Consider the following 19,756-nt stretch of genomic DNA (forward strand, 5'->3'; position numbering starts at 1 on the left):
GCCCCGTTGGGATGGCTCCTACCAGGCATTTTCCCTGCGACACCCCGGCGCGGCACGCCGCTCCCGGTCCTACCCCGCCCTGCCCCTCACCGCGCCTCGCCCCTCATGCCTCCTCCGCTGACGAATCCCGCCAGCCGTGCGATCTCCGCCGGACCCACTCGACAGCAGCCGCCGACCAGGCGAGCGCCCGCCGCCTGCCAGGCCTGGACGCGCGACGGGTCGAACGTGGCGCCGCCCCGCCACGACCGCGCCCTCGCGTCCCAGCGCTCCCCACTGTTGGGGTAGACCACCACCGGCTTGCCGGTGACCGACGCCGCGAGCTCCACGGCGTGGTCCGCGTCGGCCGGCGTGCAGCAGTTCACGCCCACGGCGATCACCTGATCCAGGCCCGCCACCAGCGCGAACGCCTCCTCCAGCGGCTGCCCCGCCCTGGTCCGCAGCCCCTCCACGCCGTCCGACGCCACGCCGTGCGGCTTCGTGCCCTGCGACTCCATGCCGTCCGACCCGACGTCGTAGGCCTCCACGCTGTACGACAGCCACACCGGCACTCCGCACCCCTCGACCGCCCGCAGCAGCGCTTCGGCCTCGTCGGCGTCGGGCACAGTTTCCAGGGCGAGCACGTCCGGCCCGGCCGCCGCCAGCGTCTCGACCCGCGGGCGGTGGAAGCGCTCCAGCTCCTTCACCGTCAGCCCGTACCGACCCCGGTACTCGCTGCCGTCGGCCAGGAAGGCGCCGTAGGGGCCGATCGAGGCGGCAACCCAGACTTCGGCGTTCTTGGGGGGCTCCCCCTCCCCTCCCCCCACCCCCCTCCCCGCCCCCGCCTCCCCCGTCTCCCCCGCCTTCCTGGCCAGCTCCACGCTCCGCGCGAGCAGGGCCGTCGCCTCGCGGCGGGGCACTCCTCGGCGGGCGAAGCCCTCGTACGTCGCCTGGTAGCTGGACGTGATCAGCACGTGTGCGCCCGCCCGTACATACGCCTCGTGTGCGGCCTCGATCTGGCTCGGGTCGTCGGCGAGCAGCCGGGCCGACCAGAGCGGGTCGCTCAAGTCACAGCCCTGGGCCTCCAGTTGGTTGGAGAGGCCGCCGTCGAGGACCACGGTTTGTTCGGCCAGTGCGTCGGCGAGTGCTCGGGCGGGCCGCACGGTCAGGCCCCGTTCAGCTGGGACTGGACCTGGGAGGAGATCAGTTCGAGGTGGTCGAGGTCGTCCAGGTCGAGGACCTGGAGGTAGATCCGGGACGAGCCGATCGCCTCGTACGCGCCGATCTTCTCCACCACTTCGGCAGGCGATCCCGCCAGCCCGTTCGCCTTGAGCTCTTCGACCTCCCTTCCGATGGCGGCCGCCCGGCGCGCCACTTCGGCGTCGTTCTTTCCTACGCAGACGACCAGGGCGTTGGAGTACACCAGGTCGTCGGGGTTGCGTCCGGCGTTCTGGGCGGCGGCGCGCACTCGGCCGAACTGCCGCTCGCTGTCGGCCAGGGAGGCGAACGGGATGTTGAACTCGTCGGCGTACTGTGCGGCCAGCCGTGGGGTGCGGACCGCGCCGTGGCCGCCGATCAGGACCGGCACCTTGGCCTGGGCGGGCTTGGGGAGCGCGGGCGAGTCGGTGAGCTGGTAGTAGGTGCCGTCGTGGTTGAAGGTCTTTCCGGTCTCGGTGGCCCAGAGGCCGGTGATGATGGCCAGTTGTTCTTCGAGCCGCGCGGACTTCTCCTTCGGGAAGGGGATGCCGTACGCCTTGTGTTCGGCTTCGAACCAGCCTGCGCCGAGGCCGAGTTCGATGCGGCCGCCGGACATCTGGTCGACCTGGGCGACCTGGATGGCGAGGACGCCGGGGAGCCGGAAGGTTCCGGCGGTCATCAGTGTGCCGAGGCGGATGCGGCTGGTTTCACGGGCGAGTCCGGCGAGGGTGATCCAGGCGTCGGTGGGGCCCGGGAGGCCGTCGGCGGAGCCCATGCGCACATAGTGGTCGGACCGGAAAAAGGCATCGAACCCAAGGGCTTCGGTGGCCTTCGCGACGGCGAGAAGGGTGTCGTAGTCGGCGCCCTGCTGGGGCTCCGTGAAGATTCGAAGATCCATGCATCCATCCTGCACCTTCGAACTGTCGTCAACCCCGCCCTTGCCGCATGCTCGATGACTGCCCAGCGGGGTGAATCTCGTCCACCTGACGGGCCGCGACGGCCCTGACCAGTGACTGTGGCGCTGAGTGGTCGTTGGCTCGGGCGGAGCCGGACCGCCCGGCCCGCGCGCCGGCGGCCGCTGCCGACGCGTCTGTCGAACCGCCACCCCCGCTGCTGCGCGGGAGGGCTCGGGCCGAGGAGGCCGCCATGTCCCAGGAAACCGTGCCGGAACAGGCTGTGCCGCAGGAGCCGGCCGGGCAGTCCGTACCGGGGCAGCAAGGTGCGCCGAAGGGGCTGCTGCAGCAGATGGAGGAGCTGATGGCGGCGCTGACCGCGGATCTGTCGCAGCTCGACGCCGATCTGCAGTCGTCGGCCGAGCGTGTGCCGCCGGGTCAGGACGCCGGTGGGAAGGTGGAGGGCCGCTCCACGGGTGTGTGAGGGCTGGTGTGGTGAGTGCCGTCCGGTCATGACGGCCTCGCCGTCGAGTCGCGCAGGGCGCCGGGGCGTCTTTCCTGGTCCCGTACGGTGAGGCGGCGGAGCATGCCGCGGACCCGGTCGCTCGACTCGTCGGCGGCGTCGATGGCTTCGATGCACTGCCAGTAGAGGCCTTCTTCGTCGGTGGCGCAGGCGACGCCGACGAGGGCCATGCCGACGTCGCCGAGTAGGCCGCCGAGCCCGGTCAGTGTTTTTCTGGCGTCGCTGACTTCGGAGAGCTGGGTGGCGCGGATGCCCCCGATGCGCAGGCCGGGGTGGTCGAGGGCGCCGCAGCCGCGGCCGCCGGTTTCGCTGAGGCCGCGTGCTTCGCCTCTGAGCTCGGGCGGGCCGGTGGCCGCCAGGTGGCTTCCGATGGCCTGGGCGAGGGCTTGTGCCTGCCAGGCCTCGGCGACGATCTCCAGCGCCGCGGTGCTTTCCGCCAGCGCTAACCTGCTCACTCCGATGAGCCGTACCGCGTCCATGCGCCGCCCCCGTTCATACGACGATCCGTTTCGCCGTCACTACCTAGAGTGAGCTTCTGAGGCCAGGAAAGCCAGAGGAATTAGGAAATCTGTGGACGAGCAGGGGGTTTTGAATAACTCCCTCACTCCGAAGAGTGACCGTTTGGGCTTTGTTCGAGGTTCTGTACAGGGGCGGGGCCGGTTTGTGCAGGGGTGGGGCGGGTCTGGGCCGGGCCGGGTCCGCCAGGGGATTGCGGGGCGGGCGGGGCGGTGGGGACGGGGAAGCGGAGTTCGTTGCGGTCGATCTTGGCGGAGAGCGCGGCGAGCGGGTCGATGCCGAGGACGTGGCAGAGCTGGAGGAGATAGGCGAGGACGTCGGCGACTTCGTCGGTCACGCGGTGGGCGCGGTCGGGGTCGTGCATGACGCGCCCGGACTGCTCGGGGGTCAGCCACTGGAAGATCTCGAGGAGTTCGGAGGCCTCGACGCTGAGGGCGGAGACGAGGTTCTTGGGGGTGTGGAAGGGCTGCCAGTGGCGCGCGGCCGCGAAGTCGGCCAGTCGGCGCTGGAGTCCCGCTACGTCGAGTTCGGTCACGGCTCCAGGTCTACCACTGCCGCGCCCTGGACTCCTCGGACGCATCCGGCGTCCGTGACGGTGCCGGCGAGACGGATGTGGCCGCGTCGGCACATCTCGGCGGCGAGTGCGGCCAGTGCGCGGGCCTGGCGCCGGTCGAGGCCCCGGTCGAAGCCGTCGGCGAGGACGGTGAGGGTCTGCAGGGCGGACGGGATCTCGGCGACGGTGTCGACGGCGAGCACTCCGGGGCCGGTGAGCAGGACGAGGGCGAGCGCGAGGTAGCGCAGTTCGCCTTCTCCGAGGCGGGCCACGGGTGTGGGTTTGCGGTCACCCCGGCCCACCACGGCCCGTAACGTGCCGTCGGCCAGTTCTTGGGCGGCGAGTGCGGTGACCGGGCCGGCGCAGCCCGCGCGGGCGGCGGTGACCAGCCGGGCGTGCCGGATGGTGCACTCCTCGGCGGTGCGGGAGAGGATCTCGGCGAGGTTGTCGCAGCCGCGCCGCAGTCGTCCCTGGCCGGGCAGGACGGGTTCGCGCATGCGCTGCGGCTGGGGGTCGCAAGCGAAGACGGACCGCAGGGCGACCACCACTTGCTCGGCGGCGGCGAGGACTCGCAGCTGTCCCTCGGTCGTCCCGGCGACGCGCAGCGGCAGCAGGGCGGTGCCGAGCCGGTCGTCGGGGAGCGGGGCGCGGGTGACCGGGACGGCGCCGGCGGTGTGCCAGGCGGCCTGCACGGTGGAGCGGCCGGGGTCGCGCAGGGCGGTGGACAGGAGGGTGTCGCCGTCACTGGTCAAACGTTCGCCGACGACGCGGAGTTCCGGCTCGGCCTGGATGGCCAGGTCGAGCCGGACGGGCCCGGCGGGCCCGTCGACGGTGCAGCCGATGCGGAAGCCGCGCCTGCCCTGGGCGTCGGCTTCGGCGCGTTCCGGTACGCACCCGGCGGGGTCGGGGAACGCCGAGGCGAGGGTGGCGCCGGAGCCCAGCCGCGCCAGTGCCTCGTAGGCCTGGAGGACGCTGGACTTGCCGCTGCCGCTCGGTCCCGCCAGGAGGGTGAGCGGGCCGAGCGGGAAGACCGCGCCGCGGTGCGATTTGAAGGCGGAGAGCCGCAGTTCGGTGACGGTGGGCCGGTCACAGGTTCCGTTCATGGAACGGACCGTACGAGGGCAAAAACCGACGAACCGTTACGCCTCGATCACCTTCCTACGAATGAGGGACGGTTCTGCGCACGGGGACGGCTCTAGGCATGCGGGACGACGGCCTCGGCGATGCCCTCCACCTCCGTGCCGACGGGGGCGAGGAGGAAGACGTTGCGGTCGACGCGGTGCATTCCGCTGCCCAGGCCGAAGACCACTCCGCTGCTGAAGTCGAGGATGCGCTTGGCGACTTCGGTGTCCGCGCCCGTCAGATCGAGCAGGACCGGGGTCTGCGACATCATGTACTCGGCGACCTCGCGCGCGTCCGCGAAGACCTGGACGCGCAGGACCACGAAGCGGCGCTGTTCGACGGCCGCGTACTCGTTGGGGATGGTGCGGTGGTCGACGCGCGAGGGCCACTCGTTGCGACTGCGCAGCGGAACGACCTGGGCGAGCCCCTCCCACTGTTCATCGGTGACGTCGTACCTGCTCACCGGACCACCTCGCCCATGTGCTGTATCTGCATCCGGCCATGATGACGCCGCTCACCCGTTCAGCCCAACTCCGACACGGCTCTGAGCTGTGAAGTTGTCCGGACCGAGGCGTACTAGCGTGCGGTACGGGAGTCCACCGCGTCGGCGATCAGGGCGAAGAACCGGGCGTGGGCCCGGGCGCTGCACGGCGCCTCCGGGTTCCACGGCAGTACGCGCGCGCGGTCCTCGATGGGCCGCCAGTGCGCGTCGGCGCGCAGTTGCTCGACGGGAGTGGCGTTCACCCGTATGTCGGACAGGACGATCTCCGCGGGAAGGGCGGCGGCCGCTTCCCAGGTGAGCGTGGTCCAGTTCGCCCCGGTTCCGGCGGGCGGTTCCACCAGGTGGACGCCGTGCTCGGCCAGGGCGCGCAGCTCCGGCCAGGCGTCCGGGCGCGCCACATGGACCTGGTCGGTGCCGGCGGGCGAGAGGGCGAGCACGCGGGGTCCGGCGGGCGTGCCGGTCTTCGCGTACGCGCGCGTGGCGGCCGTCACGGTGCGCAGGCGGCGCTGTGCCGCGTCGAGGAGGCGGGTGGCGTCCTCGTGGTGGCGGTCACCGCCGAGGGCGCGGGCGAGGCCCGTGAAGCGGTTCCTGATCTCGGCCAGGGAGCGCGAGTGTCCGATGTCGATGACGACCACCGGAACGTGTTCCTCCAGGTGTTTGGCCGTCTCGGGGGCGAGGCCGTAGACCTGGCCGCCGCCGTAGCTGACGGCCACCACGAGGTCGGGCGTGCCCTGGAGCAGCGCGTCGAGGTCCAGGGCGGTGCCCGCGCCCAGGTAGCGCAGGCGGTCCAGGGGGAGCCCGCCGGCCTTGGCGCGGTCGGGTGCGGTCCCGTCGTGGAAGGAGCCGAAGACGGCTCCGGGGCCGACTCCGTGGTCCCAGAGCGTGGCTCCTGCCTGGATGTAGGCGGTCACCCGGGTGGGCACCCGCCCCGCCGTCGCCACCTGCCCGCGGTCGTCCGAGAACTGCCAGACCGGCTTGTCCATGAGGTCACACGCCCCCTGTAGGTCGCTGTGCGCGCCAGCGCCGGGTCACGCTACGCCCGAGTCGTCCCGCCCCGCCAGGATCCGTACCCGATTACCTGCCCGCCGTCCCGGCGCGTCACCCCCTCCGGTGCTCGCGGGCGTCCGAGCCCCGGCGCGTGGAAGCGCTCGGCGCGCGGGGTCGCGGGTGGCTGGCTAGCGTGGCAAACCGGACCGTCTGTCACACAGGAGAGAGCACAGTCATGGCCGTAGAACCAGAGGGCACTCCGTGCTGGGCCGATGCGATGTTCACCGACATCGAAGGAGCGAAGAGCTTCTACGGTGACGTGCTGGGCTGGACGTTCGGCGAGGCGTCGTCGCAGTACGGCAACTACACACAGGCGTACGCGAACGGCAAGGCGGTGGCGGCCGTCGTGCCGCCGATGCCGGGCCAGGAGGGCCAGTCGGCGTGGTGTCTCTACTTCGCGTCGCCCGATGTCGCCGCCACCGCGAAGAAGATCAAGGACAACGGCGGCGAGGTGCTGATGGAGCCGATGCAGGTCGGCGACTTCGGCTCGATGGCGATCGCCCGCGAGCCCAGCGGCGCCGTCTTCGGCGTGTGGCAGGCAGGCACCCACGAGGGCTTCGAGGCCAAGGGCGTGCCCGGCGCGTTCTGCTGGGCGGAGGTCTTCACACGCGACCCGGCGAAGCTCGATGCGTTCCTGCCCGCGGTGTTCCCGTACCGCGCCAAGCAGATGCAGGACGACACGGTCGACTTCCGGGTCTTCAGCCTGGGCGACGAGATGGCCCTGGGGCGCATGAGGATGACGGACGAGTTCCCGCCGGAGGTCCCGTCGTATGTGAACGTGTACTTCACGGTCGACAACTGCGACGACGCGGTGGCGAAGGCGACCAAGCGGGGCGGGGTGCTGCGGTTCGGGCCGATGGACACGCCCTTCGGCCGGTTCGCGGCGCTCAGCGATCCGCAGGGCGCGGCGTTCTCGGTGATCGACGTGCAGACGACGCAGGGCGAGATGCCGGCGCTGTCCGACGTGTAGCGAGCCCCTGCGGGCTTCGTCGGGCCCCGGGGTGTTTGGGGGGGGGGGGGGGGCCCGAACACCCCCCCGGGGGAAACCCCCAGGGGGCCCACGGGGCGGAGTGGGGGGGGGGGGGGGGGGCGGGGGGTCGGGCGCTCACGCGCGCGTGCCCGAACACCCCGCCTGTGTCAACCCCCTTGTCGCACCTGCGTCCTGATCGTCCGGGCGTCCTCGACGTTCTCCTTCCAGGCTGATGACGTCGGCGTCGAGGTCGTCGATGGCCTGGAGGATGTCGCCGAACTCGGCGTAGCACATGTGGGTGTGGATCTGGGTGTCGGGACGTACGCCCCCGGTGGTCAGGCGGAACGTTTCCGTGGCGCCCAGTCGAGATAGGCGGCGCGGTCCGCGGGCCGCAGCAGCACTTGACGGGGCGGTCGGTGAGCGACTGGGCGTACGCGGTCCAGCGCACCGTCATCGGCAGCGGCCGGGAGACACCGAGGCGGTCGAAGTAGGAGGCGACCAGCAGCTTGGGGCGGTCGGTGAGGGACCCGAGGGCCCGGTAGGCGCGGGCGGCGGCGCCCCATTCGGCGGGCGTGCGGTCCTGGACGAGGGCGGGCTCGTCGAGCTGCGCCCACCGCGCGCCGGCCGCCCGCAGATCGGCAAGCACCTCGGGTACACGGGCAGCAGCCGCTCCAGCAGGGTCAGTGGCTCGAAGCCGTCGCCGACGCCCGGCGCGGGCTTGGCCAGGAGGAGGTAGATGACCGGTCCGACCAGGTCGGGCCGGGCCGTCAGGGCGAACCAGTGCGAGCGCCACCCTACGGAGTCGAGGCGTTCCACCGCGCCCCCTCACACCGGGCTCACACGCCTCGTGATGTCCGACATCGGAGGCGTGCCGCAGTCGCACACAGGTGCTCACAGCATGGGGGCGTGGTTAGTGTGGCCGACGTAACCACTCGTGATCGCCGCACGTGACATCGAAGTAACGGGCATTTCGTACGGTCGGAGCCCAAGGGATCCCGGCCGAGACGAGAGGGGACACCCGTTGACCGCACAGGGCACGCGGGCCGCCACCGAACAGGTGCGCACGGTCTGCTCGTACTGCGGTGTGGGCTGCGGGATGGTCCTCGACATCACCGTGGGGCCGGACGGCCGGCGCACGGTGCTCAAGGCCTCCGGCGACAAGGCGCACCCCGCCAATTCCGGCCGACTGTGTACCAAGGGAGCGACGACGGCCGACATGCTGGCCGCTCCCGGGCGGCTGGCCACCGCGCTGGTACGGGGTGAGCGGGGGGCCGAGCCGGTGCCCGCCGGGGTCGACGCGATGATCGCCGAGACGGCGGGCAGGCTGCGGGCGATCGTCGACGAGCACGGGCCGGACGCCGTGGCACTCTATGTGTCAGGACAGATGAGCCTGGAGGCGCAGTATCTGGCCAACAAGCTGGCCAAGGGGTTCATCGGCACCAACCAGATCGAGTCCAACTCCCGGCTGTGCATGGCCAGTGCGGGCAGCGGCTACAAGCTGTCGCTCGGCGCCGACGGGCCACCCGGCTCGTACCAGGACTTCGAGAAGGCCGACGTCTTCCTTGTCATCGGCTCCAACATGGCCGACTGCCATCCCATCCTCTTTCTGAGGATGATGGAGCGCGTCAAGGCGGGGGCGAAGCTGATCGTCGTCGACCCGCGCCGCACCGCGACGGCCGCCAAAGCCGACCTCTTCCTCCAGATCAAGCCCGGCACGGATCTCGCCCTGCTCAACGGGCTGCTGCACCTGCTCCAGGAGAACGGGCACACCGACCCCGCCTTCATCGCCGGGCACACCGAGGGCTGGGAGGCCATGGGCGAGTTCCTCGCCGACTACCCGCCCGCCTCCGTCGCGCAGACCACCGGGATCCCCGAGGACGACATCCGCACGGCGGCGCGGTGGATCGGCGCGGCCGGGGAGTGGATGAGCTGCTGGACCATGGGGCTCAACCAGTCCACGCACGGCACCTGGAACACCAACGCGCTGGTCAACCTGCATCTGGCAACCGGCGCGATATGCCGGCCCGGCAGCGGCCCGTTCTCGCTCACCGGCCAGCCCAACGCCATGGGCGGGCGCGAGATGGGCTACATGGGCCCCGGGCTGCCCGGCCAGCGCTCGGTGCTCGTCGACGAGGAGCGGGCCTTCACCGAGGAGCTGTGGGGGCTGCGGGCGGGCACGCTGCGCACGGACGGGGCGGGGCTCGGCACCGTCGAGATGTTCCGGCGGATGGCCGACGGCGACATCAAGGCGTGCTGGGTGATCTGCACCAATCCGGTCGCCTCCGTCGCCAACCGCCGCACCGTCGTCGAGGGCCTGCGGGCGGCCGAGTTCGTTGTCGTCCAGGACGTGTTCGCGGAGACCGAGACCACCGCGTACGCGGACGTGGTGCTGCCGGGCGCCCTGTGGGCCGAGGCCGAGGGCGTCCTCGTCAACAGCGAGCGCAACCTCACCCTTGCCCGGCAGGCCGTCGACGCGCCCGGCGAGGCCCTGCCCGACTGGCAGATCATCGCGCGCGTGGCGTGCGCGATGGGCTACGAGGATGCCTTCACCTACGCCGGCCCCGAGGACGTCTTCGAGGAGATCAAGCGCGCCTGGAACCCGAAGACCGGCTACGACCTGCGCGGAGTGACCTACGAGCGGCTGCGCGCCACGCCCGTGCAGTGGCCCGCCCCCACCGCCGAGGGACCCGACCGCAACCCGATCCGGTACGTGGCCGAGGACGGCGGCGGACCGGTGTTCCCGACGGCGAGCGGGCGGGCCGTCTTCCACACGCGCCCGCACCTGCCGGCCGCAGAGATGCCCGACGACGACTTCCCGTTCGTACTGAACACCGGGCGGCTGCAGCACCAGTGGCACACGCTCACCAAGACGGGGAAGGTGGCCAAGCTCAACAAGCTCAATCCGGCGCCGTTCGTGGAGGTGCATCCGCAGGACGCCGAACGCCTCGGCATCGCCGAGGGCGACGGGGTGGAGATCGCCTCCCGGCGCGGGCGGGCGGTGCTGCCGGCCGTGGTGACCGACCGGGTACGGCCGGGGTGCTGCTTCGCGCCGTTCCACTGGAACGACCTGTTCGGGGCGGATCTGAGCATCAACGCGCTGACCAGCGACGCGGTCGACCCGATCTCACTGCAACCCGAGTTCAAGGTGTGTGCGGTGTCGCTGACGAAGGTCGCGGCGGAGGTGGCGCGTCCGGTCATGCCGGGGACGACGGCGGCGGTCGCGGGCGGGGTGGTGACGGTCGCGGACGGCTCGGCGGGGGTGGGGGCGGGCGCGGCCGGGGCGGGGGGTCTGTCCGGGGCGGCCGGACCGCTCTTTACGGGTGGCGCGGTGGCGGGCGCCCCAGCGGCAGGCGCCCCGGTGGCCGGCGTCCCAGGGACAGGCGCCCCGGTGACGGGCGTCCCAAGGACAGGCGACCCGGTGGCAGTGGCAGCAGGCGTGAGCGGCGCGGCCGGGGCGCTCGTCGCGGGTACCGCGCTCCTGGACGCCCCCGCACCCCTCCCCCACGGCGTCCCCGCCCAGCGCACGGCCCCCGGCTCGGCCCTGCCGGCGAGCCAAGGCGCCGCGCCCGCCGCCGTGTTCGGGCTCGGAACGCCCCCGCCGGTCCTCACCGAGCGGGAACGCCAGTACCTCGCCGGGTTCCTGGCCGGGCTGGAGTCGGGCGCGCCCGGCATCCCCGTACTGCCACCGACGGCGCCGTTCAGCGAGGAACACGCGCTGTGGGTGAACGGCGTGCTGGCCGGGATGTACTCGAGGACGGCTCCCCGGCCGGCACCCGTACCCGCCGCGCAGGCCCAGGCTCCCCGGGGCCGCGACGTACTGCTGCTGTGGGCCTCACAGACCGGCAACGCCGAGCAGCTCGCCGCGGCCGGTGCCGAACGGCTCGCCGCCGCCGGGCACCGGATCCGGCTCGTCCCGATGGACGACGCCGCTCCTGACACCTTGCCCGCCGACGCCGAAGTACTGCTGATCACCAGCACCACCGGAGACGGCGAAGCACCCGACAACGGCGCCGCGTTCTGGGACGCGCTGGCCGCTGACGACGCCCCGCGCCTGGAAGGGCGCCGCTTCGCCGTCCTGGCCTTCGGAGATTCGTCGTACGACGAGTTCTGTGGGCACGGCCGACGCCTGGACCGGCGGCTGGCCGAGCTGGGGGCGGTACGGCTGCTCCCCCGCACCGACTGCGAACCGGACTTCGAGGACCGGGCGCAGGAATGGCTCGACGGGGTACTGGCGCGACTCGGCGAACTGGCGGCCGCGGCCGCCGGGACCACGACTTCGGGCGGTCCTGACACCCCTGGCGCTCCGGGCACTTCGGGCACTTCGGGCACTCCGGCGGTTCTCCCCGGAGAAACGGTTCCGGGCTCGACCGCCACGCCCTCCCCCGGGCTCCCAGGAAATTTCCCCGACGAATTCGCGGCCGGGCGGGAACTGGCGGCGCGCGGCGTCCGTTCACCGGATACAGCAACAGCCTCGGTCCCCAACACCACAACCATCCCTACGAGTTCCACCACGGTCCGGACCTCGGTCGTTCCCGTGGCTCCTCTCCCCACCGTCCCGCTCCCCAGCTCCAGGGCCGCCGCCATCACGGTCCGGCTGACGGGGAACTCACTGCTCAGCCTCCCCGGTTCGAGCAAGGAGGTGCGGCGGTTCACCTTCGACACCCGCGCGAGCGAGACCCCGCTCACGTACGCGGCCGGGGACGCGCTCGGCGTGCACCCGGTCAACTCACCGGACCTGGTGGCCGAGTGGCTGGCCGTCACCGGGCTGGACTCCACGGAACCCGTCGAGATCGGCGGGGTCGGCGAAGTCCCGTTCGGTACGGCGCTGCACGAACACCTGGACATCACGCGGGTAGGCCCGGACCTGCTCAAGTTCGTCGCCGAGCGGACCCATGACCGCCGCCTGAAGCACTTGTTGCGCCCCGACAACAAGTGGCAGCTGGCGCAGTGGTCCTGGGGCCGTCAGGCGGTGGACGTGGTGGCCGAGCACGGGGTGCGCGCGAGCGCGCCCGAGTGGGCGGGCGTCCTGCGCGGCCTGCGGCCACGGCTGTACTCGATATCGTCCAGCCCGCTGGCCGACCCGCACGAGGTGTCCCTGACGGTCTCGGTCGTCCGGTACGAGAACCGCCTCGGCCACCCGCGCGCGGGCGTGTGCTCGGCGCTGCTCGCGGACTCGCCGCCGGACGCGCCGGTGCCGGTGTACGTCCAGCGCACCCGGCACTTCCGGCCGCCCGCCGAACCGGGGACGCCGATGGTGATGGTCGGTCCCGGCACCGGGATCGCCCCGTTCATCGGCTTCCTCTACGAGCGGCGCGCGCTGGGCCATACCGCTCCGAACTGGCTGTTCTTCGGTGAGCAGCACCGTGCCACCGATTTCTACTACGAGGACGAGCTGACGAAACTGAGTGCGGAGGGCACCCTCACGCGCCTGGACACGGCGTTCTCCCGCGACCAGCGGGCCAAGGTGTATGTGCAGGACCGTATGCGCGAGCACGGCCCGCTGCTGTGGTCCTGGCTCCAGGACGGGGCGCACTTCTATGTGTGCGGCGACGCGTCCCGTATGGCCAAGGACGTCGACCGGGCGCTGCGCGACATCGCGATAGCGCACGGCGGACACGACGAGGAGTCGGCGGCGGCGTATCTGAAGCAGCTGACGGCGGGGAAGCGATACGTGCGCGATGTCTACTGAGCAGCCGCCGTTCCCCTAGCCGGGCACGCGGGGAGGAACTCGAACTCGGCCAGGCGAGGCCCGATGGTGACCGTCGCCCTGGCTGGCCGCCAGCAAGGAGGTGGATCGGTCCGTGCGGGCAGCAAACGCACAAGGTTCCGCCTCGGGCGACGGCGGGCGGGCAAGGATGGCAGGCGCGGACCGCGACCTCACACGATGGACTTACTAGGACGTCCAACTATATGTTCGGGAGATCATCCGGGGAGATCGTCCCGAGGAGATCACCTGAACGGATCCGGAAGGATCTGAAAGGAACCGCCAGCTCATGGGCTCCACCACCGCCGCCTGCGCGCTGCCGAACACCGCGCGATGACCCCGGAGACCGACGCCGCCGCCGAGGCAGAGCATGTCCTGCTCGCGATCCGGGGCCGCACCGCCCACCTCACCCTCAACCGGCCGAGGGCGCTCAACGCGCTCACCCATGCCATGGTCCGCCGGATCGATGAGGCACTGACGGAGTGGGAGCACGACCCGGCCATCGAGACGGTCGTCCTCACCGGCGCCGGGGAGCGCGGGCTCTGCGCGGGCGGCGACATCCGCGCGATCCACGACGACGCCCGCTCGGGCGGCACGGCCTCGGCGGACTTCTGGCGGGACGAGTACCGCCTCAACGCCCGCATCGCGCGCTGGTCCAAGCCGTACGTGGCCGTGATGGACGGCATCGTGATGGGTGGCGGGGTCGGAATCTCGGCCCACGGCAACGTACGGATCGTCACCGAGCGCTCCCGGGTCGCCATGCCCGAGACGGGCATCGGCTTCGTCCCGGACGTGGGCGGTACGTATCTGCTCAGCCGCGCGCCCGGCGAACTGGGCACCCATCTGGCCCTCACGGGGACACCGGTGGGCGCGGCGGACGCCTTGCTCTGCGGCTTGGCGGACCACTACATCCCGTCGGCACAACTCCCGCTGCTGCTGGCCGAGTTGACGTCCTCGCCCGTACGAGAAGCGCTCCCCCGCCATACCCATCAGCCTCCCCCGCCCGGCGAACTCGCCGCATATCGCGAGTGGATCGACGACTGCTACGCGGCGGAGACGGTCGAGGAGATCGTGGACCGCCTGTTCGCCACGGGTATCCAGGAGGCCAAGGAAACCGCCGAGACACTCCTGACGAAGTCCCCCACGTCCCTCAAGGTCACCCTGAAGGCGATGCGCCAGGCCCGCGAACTCGCCACCCTGGAGGAGGCCCTGACCCAGGAGTACCGCATCTCCTGCGCGGCCCTGACCTCCCCGGACCTGGTCGAGGGAATCCGGGCCCAGGTGATCGACAAGGACCGGAAGCCTCGCTGGTCGCCGGGGACGCTCGGGGAGGTCGAGGGCGGGGTGGTGGAGAGGTTCTTCGGGACCGGGGGCGGGCAGGAACTCGGGTTCCCCTCCGTGGACTGATGTACGAGGTTCTGAATCTCTCACCACAAGGTTCAGTCGCATCCCACCCCGCCCGCCTGGCCTTCAGTTCGAGCAGCTGGGCGGCGTAGCGCTGAAAGTCCTTCGCGAGCCCGAAGTCCTCGTGCGGGAGGGTCGCTTGGGCCACGTCCTCCCAAGAGCGTTCACCAATGGCCGGACCTTGCCGTACGTCCCGCCGGGGCCGCCCATGAGGCGCGTCACGGCGCAGGCACCCTGGGTCGCCTCCGGTGCCGGCGTGGCATGAAGTCTGGTGGGCGGGGTGCCTGTGAGGCACGGGCGTTCCGGACACCTGCCGGCGGGACGCTCGAGGAGCGGTCCGGCGACAGGCGGATCCGTTCAGGGGCTCTGTGGTGCAATGACCTCGGCCTGATACCGGGTCTGGTGACGCCCCCTTGAGCCCGCGAGTACCCGGCCCGAAGTCGTGAGCACCAGCGAACAGCGAGGAGTCACCGTGACCGTAGGCGGGCCTGACGGGGAGAGGGGGTCGACCACTCGTACTCCCGAGCGTGGGGGCAGCCGGGACAGGGCGATGACCTTGGCGGGGGCACTGGCCGCGGCGGAGACCGCGGCGCCCGTGGAGTCGCTCGACGTGGTCGCGCGCATGCTGCAGGAGCAGCTCGGGGCCGCGTCGGTGTCGTTCCTGATCACCGACTTCAGCGGTGGCTCGGTCGTACGGCTGGGGGTGGCGGGCAGCGTCGACACCGATGAGCCCGCCCGGCGCATCGCGCTGCGGGGCACCCTGTACGACGACGTGATCCGCACCCAGCGGCCCAGCGTGGAAGACAAGGGCGAGGGCGCGCTGGTGCGGATCGTCGCCCCGGTGACCAACCGCGGGGACGCGCTCGGGCTTCTCGAACTGTTCCTGCCCGTGGCGCCGGACGCGGAGGCGATGCGAGAGATCGGCGAGACCGCGCACGCCCTGGCGTACATCGTCATCGCGAACCGGTCCTTCACCGACGTGTACCAATGGGGCCGCCGCACCACCCCGCTGAGTCTGGCCGCAGAGATCCAGCACCGGCTGCTCCCGGCTTCGCTGGCGTGCGAGGCCGCCCAGTTCGCGGTCGCCGGGGCGCTGGAGCCCGCCGACCACGTCGGGGGTGACACCTTCGACTACGTAATCGACCGGGACACCGTCCAGCTCTCCGTCACCGACGCCATGGGCCACGACGTCGCCGCCGCGCTGCTGGCCACCCTCCTGGTGGGCGCCCTCCGCCGGGCCCGGCGCGCCGGTGCGGGCCTCGCCGAACAGGCCCGCCAGGCCGACCAGGCCATGCGGGATCACGGCCGCCAGGGCTACGTCACCGGCCAGCTCCTGCGCATCAGCCTGCTCGACGGCACGACCGAGTTCATCAACGCCGGGCATCCCTGGCCGCTGCGGATGCGGAACGGGCAGGTGCGGGAGATCACTCCGAAGGTCGATATGCCGTTCGGCTTCCATGCCCCTCACACGTACCAGGTCCAGTCGCTGGACCTGCGGCCGGGCGACCGGCTGGTGATGCTGACCGACGGAATGCTGGAGCGCAACGCCAAGAATTTCGATCTGTCGGATCTGATCGTGCGCACCCGTGAGCTGCATCCGCGCGAGGCCGCCCGTACGCTCATCGCGGCGATTGTCGACGCCAACGACGGCCACCTGCAGGACGACGCGACCGTCATGTGCCTGGACTGGCACGGCGTCGGCCACTCCCGGCGGGACGCCGACACCGGCGCCGACCTCGCCGACGCCTCCGCACCGTCACGGCCGGGGCGGACCGCTGCCGGGCGATGACGTAAGGACTGCTCCGCTCCGGTGTCCCGGAAACGCGTGCCGGGCATACGCGGGGTGAGGGCTGGAGTGTCCCGGGCAGTAGGCAGGTGGTGGGGTAACCCGACACACACGGCCGGGCGGTGTCGCACCGTAGTGCTGGACAAGTGGTCCGAGGACGGAGAGTGAGAGCATCCGCGTCATGGATGGTGCAGACGGCAGGGCTCGGTGGTGGGCGGCGCTGCGACGGACGCCGGTGGCCGTCTGGAACGACGACGTCACGGACTGGGCCGCCGCGCTGACCTATTACGCGGTCCTGGCCCTGTCCCCGTTGCTGCTGGTGATCCTCTCGATCCTGGGTCTGACCATGCCCACGGCCAAGCCGGAGGTCATCGACCGCATGGCGCAGGCCGCCCCGGCCGCGTCCCGCGCTCTGGTCCGCAGCACCCTGCGGCAGATGGCCGGACAGTCGTCGGCGGCATGGACGCTGATCTTCGTAGGAGGGACGGGAGCCCTGTGGTCGGGGTGCAGCTATCTGAGCGTCTTCCGCCGGGCGTTGTACGCCATGCACCGCATCAGCGCGGACCGGCCGGTCTGGCGTACCGCTCCGCGCATCATCGCCACGGCCCTGGTCCTGATCACCCTGCTTCTCACCTCGACCCTCGCGTTGTTGCTCAGTGGCAGCCTGGCCCGGCGACTGGGCCGGGCGCTGGATCTGGGTACCGGGCCGCAGGCCGCCTGGGACACACTGCGGTGGCCGATTGTGGCCGCGGTCGCCGTCGCCCTGGTGCTCGTCCTGTACCGCTCAGGCCCGGCGTCCTCCCGCCCCGTCAGGGGGATGGCGCCCGGCGGCGCATTGGCGGTGGTGCTCCTGCTGGCCGTCTCACTCGGATTCGCCGCGTACACCTCCTACGTCAGCACCTATGACCGTCTGTACGGTTCGCTGGCAGGCGGCGTGGTCTTCCTGGTGTGGCTGTGGCTGTCCAACCTGTCCCTGCTGGTCGGCGCTCAGTTCAACGCGGAGCTGGCGAAGCCTGTGCACGGGGAATGAGCGGTGTTCGCCGTTGATGCCTTGGGCTTCTTGGGGTTGGCCTTCGAGGGTAATGATGCGGCGGGCGGCTTCGATGAGGGCGCCTTGGTCGACGAGTTCGCGGGCGCGGCGGGCGGCGGGCGGCGGGCGGCGATGCGGAGGGAACGCGCTGAGGGGCCCTGGCGCCGTATGGCACCAGGGCCCCGAAGGAACTGCTACACCATCTGCCGGCCTTAGTGCCGCACCGGCCTTCTGTGTCCGCGGACCCGGCCAACACGCTGCCGGGGGTGCGGGGATCGCGGTTGCTTGACCGGAGACCACCTCACTGTCGATGTCCTGCGGTACCCGGGCTCAAGGCTTCCGCCCGGGCGATCCTGATGGCGCTCGGCTCCTCCGTTTCTTCCCTCTGAACCAATCACTTGCCAAACGGGGTACTGCGTACTGCTTGTACTGCGTACTGCTTGTACTGCTGATACCTGTACTGCTGATACTGCGAACCACTGGTGGCCTCACCAAGCGCCACCCTGTCGGCAGCCAGCCCCGTCGCCGCTCGTGCGTCTGCTCTGGCTTGGAACCCCACTGCCGAACCTCCCGGTGCGCGCGCCCGCAGCCGACGCCTTCACCGAGGTACCGCTCACTGACTTCACTGCGGGTACTGCGTACTGCACTGACCGGTACTGCACTAACTGGTACTGCCACTGCATCAACTGCCGTACTGCTCACGGCGGCCCCTGATCACCGCGGGCCACCCGGTCCGGTCATCAGCCGCGTCGCCGTCCTGCAACAACCCTGGCTTCGCGACTCCACCACCGCACCGTCCTGCCAACCGCACCTGCGGGTACTGCTCCCCGGCAGTTCGTCTCTGCCGGGCCCTGCTTGTCTCTCTGGGTTACGAGAGAAACCATAACCACACCACCGACGAATGTCTACTCCGGCCAACATAGATTTCCGTGCGTTCGGGGATGAGGTAACCGCTCGACTGCTCGACCGGTCCGTGGTTTCTGCCGGTTCTGTCGGCCCTGTCGGTCTCCGACTGCGCCACAGCTACCGGCGACACGGGCCGGCGGCCGCCGGGAATTCACCCTTTCGGCTGACTTCGCCCGGCCCATGGTCGACCGCCTCGCCCGCGCCACCGCGGTCACCCGCCAGGCTCCCCGGGGGCCTCCGCCGGCAGGACCGTGAGCGCCCGTCTTGCCTGGTAGCGCCACCGCTCAAGCAGCCGGACCGGTGAATATAATCTGCGGCATGTCGAAGCCTGACGAACTGCTCGTTGCCATCGCCGCCCTGGTGGAGTCCGGGCAAAGCAACCAGATGTCCCTGACCGTGGTCACCTGTGGTGCTGTCATCACCGGTCGACTGGCTCCCGAAGCGGTGTGGCGGCAGAGGGTGTCGGACGTGCTGACGGACTCGGACCGCCTGCGAGAGTTCTCCCCCATCTTCAAAGCCCCTGAGAAGAAGGAAGGCCCGCCCACGCATCTGCACTTCCACGTCGCCCGGATCCTGCAGGGCACGGTGGGGATCCCGGAGACGGGCGGGATGTACCGCGTGGCGATCGAGGACGTCAGCGCCTGGACCGTGGGCGACTTCAGCTATTCCGACCGCTGAGCAATCAGTGCGGCGGGAACCCGTCGCACGCAGTGTGGGCCCGACCGATACGCCGGTCGGGCCCACTGTCGTTCACGTTGCGTCTCGCGCCTGTTCCCTCGGTCAGATGCCGCGGTCGTATCCCTCGGTCAGACGGATACGGGCGTGCCGAGCATCGCGGAAGCTCGCGGCAGCGAGCTGAGGATGCGTTCGGGTGCGGCCGTGGGCAGGGTGCGGCAGGTGAAGCCGAGCCGAGTCATGGCCCGGAGGACCTCGTCGGCGCTGAAGTCACGGCGGTCCTGGCGGGTGATGACCTGGCCGACCTGCTTGACGGGGTAGTGGCGGCGGCCGATGGTCACGGAATCGCCGGTGCCCGCTTCGGGCTTGATGCCCTTCATCGATTCCAGCACGCCGCTCTTGGTGAGCTCGAAGGGGAAGCGGGCGATGACGCAGCGCATGTGACCTCACAGAGAGAAAGAGAGAAGGGGAGAACGGCCCGACCAGGGTGAGGCGGTTCAGCCGGAGAGGGCGAGGATGCCCAAAGCGCTGCCTTGCTCGTCGACCATGGGTGAGGTGAACGTCCCGTGGTCGCCGAGGTGGTCGCCGAGGATGTCGCGCAGGCGGACGCGGTCCGTGTAGGCGGAGCTGTCGCGGACGGTGGTGAGTTCGGCCTGGGTGACCAGACCGGTGCACTGACCGTCCTGGTCGCAGACGACCAGTCGACCCGTACGGGCGGCGGCCATGACGGACAGCGCCACCTCGACGCTCATGTCGTCACAGACCTGCGGTCCGGCCGCGTCCATGACCTGCGCCACCGTCCTGTGCACGGGGTGGGCGATCGCGGGGGGGGTGCCTCTATGTCTTTCGTCAAGGAAGTGGTGCCGGGTTTGAGGTTGTTTGGGGTGGTCATGCGGCGAGGGTGACGGTGGGGGTTCGGGACTCGTAGAAGGTGCCGTCGCGGAGCATGGCG

The 19,756-nt window shown here is 71.0% G+C and carries 16 protein-coding genes and 3 pseudogenes; 7 read left to right on the forward strand and 12 right to left on the reverse strand.

The features are described from left to right. Positions 1-86: 86 nt before the first annotated feature. Positions 87-1,139, reverse strand: a complete 1,053-nt coding sequence (gene mmuM, locus AB0G17_RS34515; protein WP_361391236.1) for a homocysteine S-methyltransferase — start codon at positions 1,137-1,139, stop codon at positions 87-89. A 2-nt stretch (positions 1,140-1,141) separates the two neighbouring features. Next, entirely contained in the window at positions 1,142-2,071 is a 930-nt protein-coding gene (locus tag AB0G17_RS34520) for an LLM class F420-dependent oxidoreductase (protein ID WP_361391239.1), read from the reverse strand. A 248-nt stretch (positions 2,072-2,319) separates the two neighbouring features. On the opposite strand from AB0G17_RS34520, the gene AB0G17_RS34525 reads away from it, so the two are divergent. Beyond that, complete coding sequence (locus AB0G17_RS34525) at positions 2,320-2,550, forward strand: hypothetical protein (protein ID WP_361391242.1); 231 nt, start codon at positions 2,320-2,322, stop codon at positions 2,548-2,550. A 26-nt stretch (positions 2,551-2,576) separates the two neighbouring features. On the opposite strand, the gene AB0G17_RS34530 is transcribed toward AB0G17_RS34525, so the two are convergent. The 5 genes and pseudogenes from AB0G17_RS34530 to AB0G17_RS34550 form a co-directional block, all read right to left on the reverse strand. Next, entirely contained in the window at positions 2,577-3,068 is a 492-nt protein-coding gene (locus AB0G17_RS34530; protein ID WP_361391245.1) for a DUF6099 family protein, read from the reverse strand. A 251-nt stretch (positions 3,069-3,319) separates the two neighbouring features. Continuing rightward, positions 3,320-3,640: pseudogene (locus AB0G17_RS34535) on the reverse strand (nucleotide pyrophosphohydrolase); the annotation flags it as partial. Next, positions 3,637-4,761: an ATP-binding protein gene (locus AB0G17_RS34540; protein ID WP_361391249.1), complete on the reverse strand. Its 1,125-nt coding sequence runs from the start codon at positions 4,759-4,761 to the stop codon at positions 3,637-3,639. The gene AB0G17_RS34540 and the pseudogene AB0G17_RS34535, both read right to left, overlap by 4 nt. Positions 4,762-4,853: 92 nt before the next feature. After that, positions 4,854-5,243 (reverse strand): cell division protein SepF, encoded by a 390-nt coding sequence (locus AB0G17_RS34545; RefSeq protein WP_361391252.1) that lies wholly within the window; start codon positions 5,241-5,243, stop codon positions 4,854-4,856. Between the two features lie 113 nt (positions 5,244-5,356). Continuing rightward, the gene (locus AB0G17_RS34550) at positions 5,357-6,265 is read right to left on the reverse strand and encodes an ABC transporter substrate-binding protein (RefSeq protein WP_361391255.1); all 909 of its coding nucleotides are present in this window, start codon (positions 6,263-6,265) and stop codon (positions 5,357-5,359) included. Between the two features lie 239 nt (positions 6,266-6,504). Between AB0G17_RS34550 and AB0G17_RS34555 the strand changes: the two genes are divergently transcribed. Next, the gene (locus AB0G17_RS34555; protein ID WP_361391258.1) at positions 6,505-7,299 is read left to right on the forward strand and encodes a VOC family protein; all 795 of its coding nucleotides are present in this window, start codon (positions 6,505-6,507) and stop codon (positions 7,297-7,299) included. A gap of 135 nt (positions 7,300-7,434) precedes the next feature. Here the strand turns inward: AB0G17_RS34555 and AB0G17_RS34560 are convergent, their stop codons facing one another. Further along, entirely contained in the window at positions 7,435-7,662 is a 228-nt protein-coding gene (locus AB0G17_RS34560; RefSeq protein ID WP_361391279.1) for a hypothetical protein, read from the reverse strand. 94 nt (positions 7,663-7,756) lie between these two features. Then, positions 7,757-8,070 (reverse strand): annotated as a pseudogene (locus AB0G17_RS34565) (5-methyltetrahydropteroyltriglutamate--homocysteine S-methyltransferase); the annotation flags it as partial. A gap of 250 nt (positions 8,071-8,320) precedes the next feature. Between AB0G17_RS34565 and AB0G17_RS34570 the strand changes: the two are divergent. From AB0G17_RS34570 to AB0G17_RS34585, 4 genes are all read left to right on the forward strand, one after another. Then, positions 8,321-12,988 carry a molybdopterin-dependent oxidoreductase gene (locus AB0G17_RS34570; protein ID WP_361391261.1) on the forward strand — a complete coding sequence of 1,556 codons (4,668 nt, stop codon included), beginning with the start codon at positions 8,321-8,323 and terminating at the stop codon, positions 12,986-12,988. A gap of 348 nt (positions 12,989-13,336) precedes the next feature. Beyond that, positions 13,337-14,410, forward strand: a complete 1,074-nt coding sequence (locus AB0G17_RS34575; protein WP_361391264.1) for an enoyl-CoA hydratase/isomerase family protein — start codon at positions 13,337-13,339, stop codon at positions 14,408-14,410. A gap of 547 nt (positions 14,411-14,957) precedes the next feature. Continuing rightward, complete coding sequence (locus AB0G17_RS34580) at positions 14,958-16,196, forward strand: PP2C family protein-serine/threonine phosphatase (protein ID WP_361391267.1); 1,239 nt, start codon at positions 14,958-14,960, stop codon at positions 16,194-16,196. A gap of 178 nt (positions 16,197-16,374) precedes the next feature. Further along, positions 16,375-17,223 carry a YihY/virulence factor BrkB family protein gene (locus tag AB0G17_RS34585; RefSeq protein WP_361391270.1) on the forward strand — a complete coding sequence of 283 codons (849 nt, stop codon included), beginning with the start codon at positions 16,375-16,377 and terminating at the stop codon, positions 17,221-17,223. On the opposite strand, the pseudogene AB0G17_RS34590 reads toward AB0G17_RS34585, so the two are convergent. Continuing rightward, positions 17,224-17,331 (reverse strand): annotated as a pseudogene (locus tag AB0G17_RS34590) (MerR family transcriptional regulator); the annotation flags it as partial. Between the two features lie 1,116 nt (positions 17,332-18,447). Between AB0G17_RS34590 and AB0G17_RS34595 the strand changes: the two are divergent. After that, on the forward strand, positions 18,448-18,807 hold the full coding sequence (locus AB0G17_RS34595; RefSeq protein ID WP_361391273.1) for a hypothetical protein: 360 nt from the start codon (positions 18,448-18,450) through the stop codon (positions 18,805-18,807). A gap of 128 nt (positions 18,808-18,935) precedes the next feature. Here AB0G17_RS34595 and AB0G17_RS34600 read toward each other — a convergent pair whose 3' ends face one another. Together AB0G17_RS34600 and AB0G17_RS34605 are read right to left on the reverse strand one after the other, a co-directional pair. Further along, positions 18,936-19,244: an SCO5918 family protein gene (locus tag AB0G17_RS34600; protein ID WP_361391276.1), complete on the reverse strand. Its 309-nt coding sequence runs from the start codon at positions 19,242-19,244 to the stop codon at positions 18,936-18,938. A gap of 57 nt (positions 19,245-19,301) precedes the next feature. Continuing rightward, positions 19,302-19,589, reverse strand: a complete 288-nt coding sequence (locus AB0G17_RS34605; RefSeq protein WP_361391282.1) for a CBS domain-containing protein — start codon at positions 19,587-19,589, stop codon at positions 19,302-19,304. Positions 19,590-19,756: the final 167 nt, after the last annotated feature.

Source organism: Streptomyces sp. NPDC023838 (assembly GCF_040639555.1).
Classification (GTDB): Bacteria; Actinomycetota; Actinomycetes; order Streptomycetales; family Streptomycetaceae; genus Streptomyces.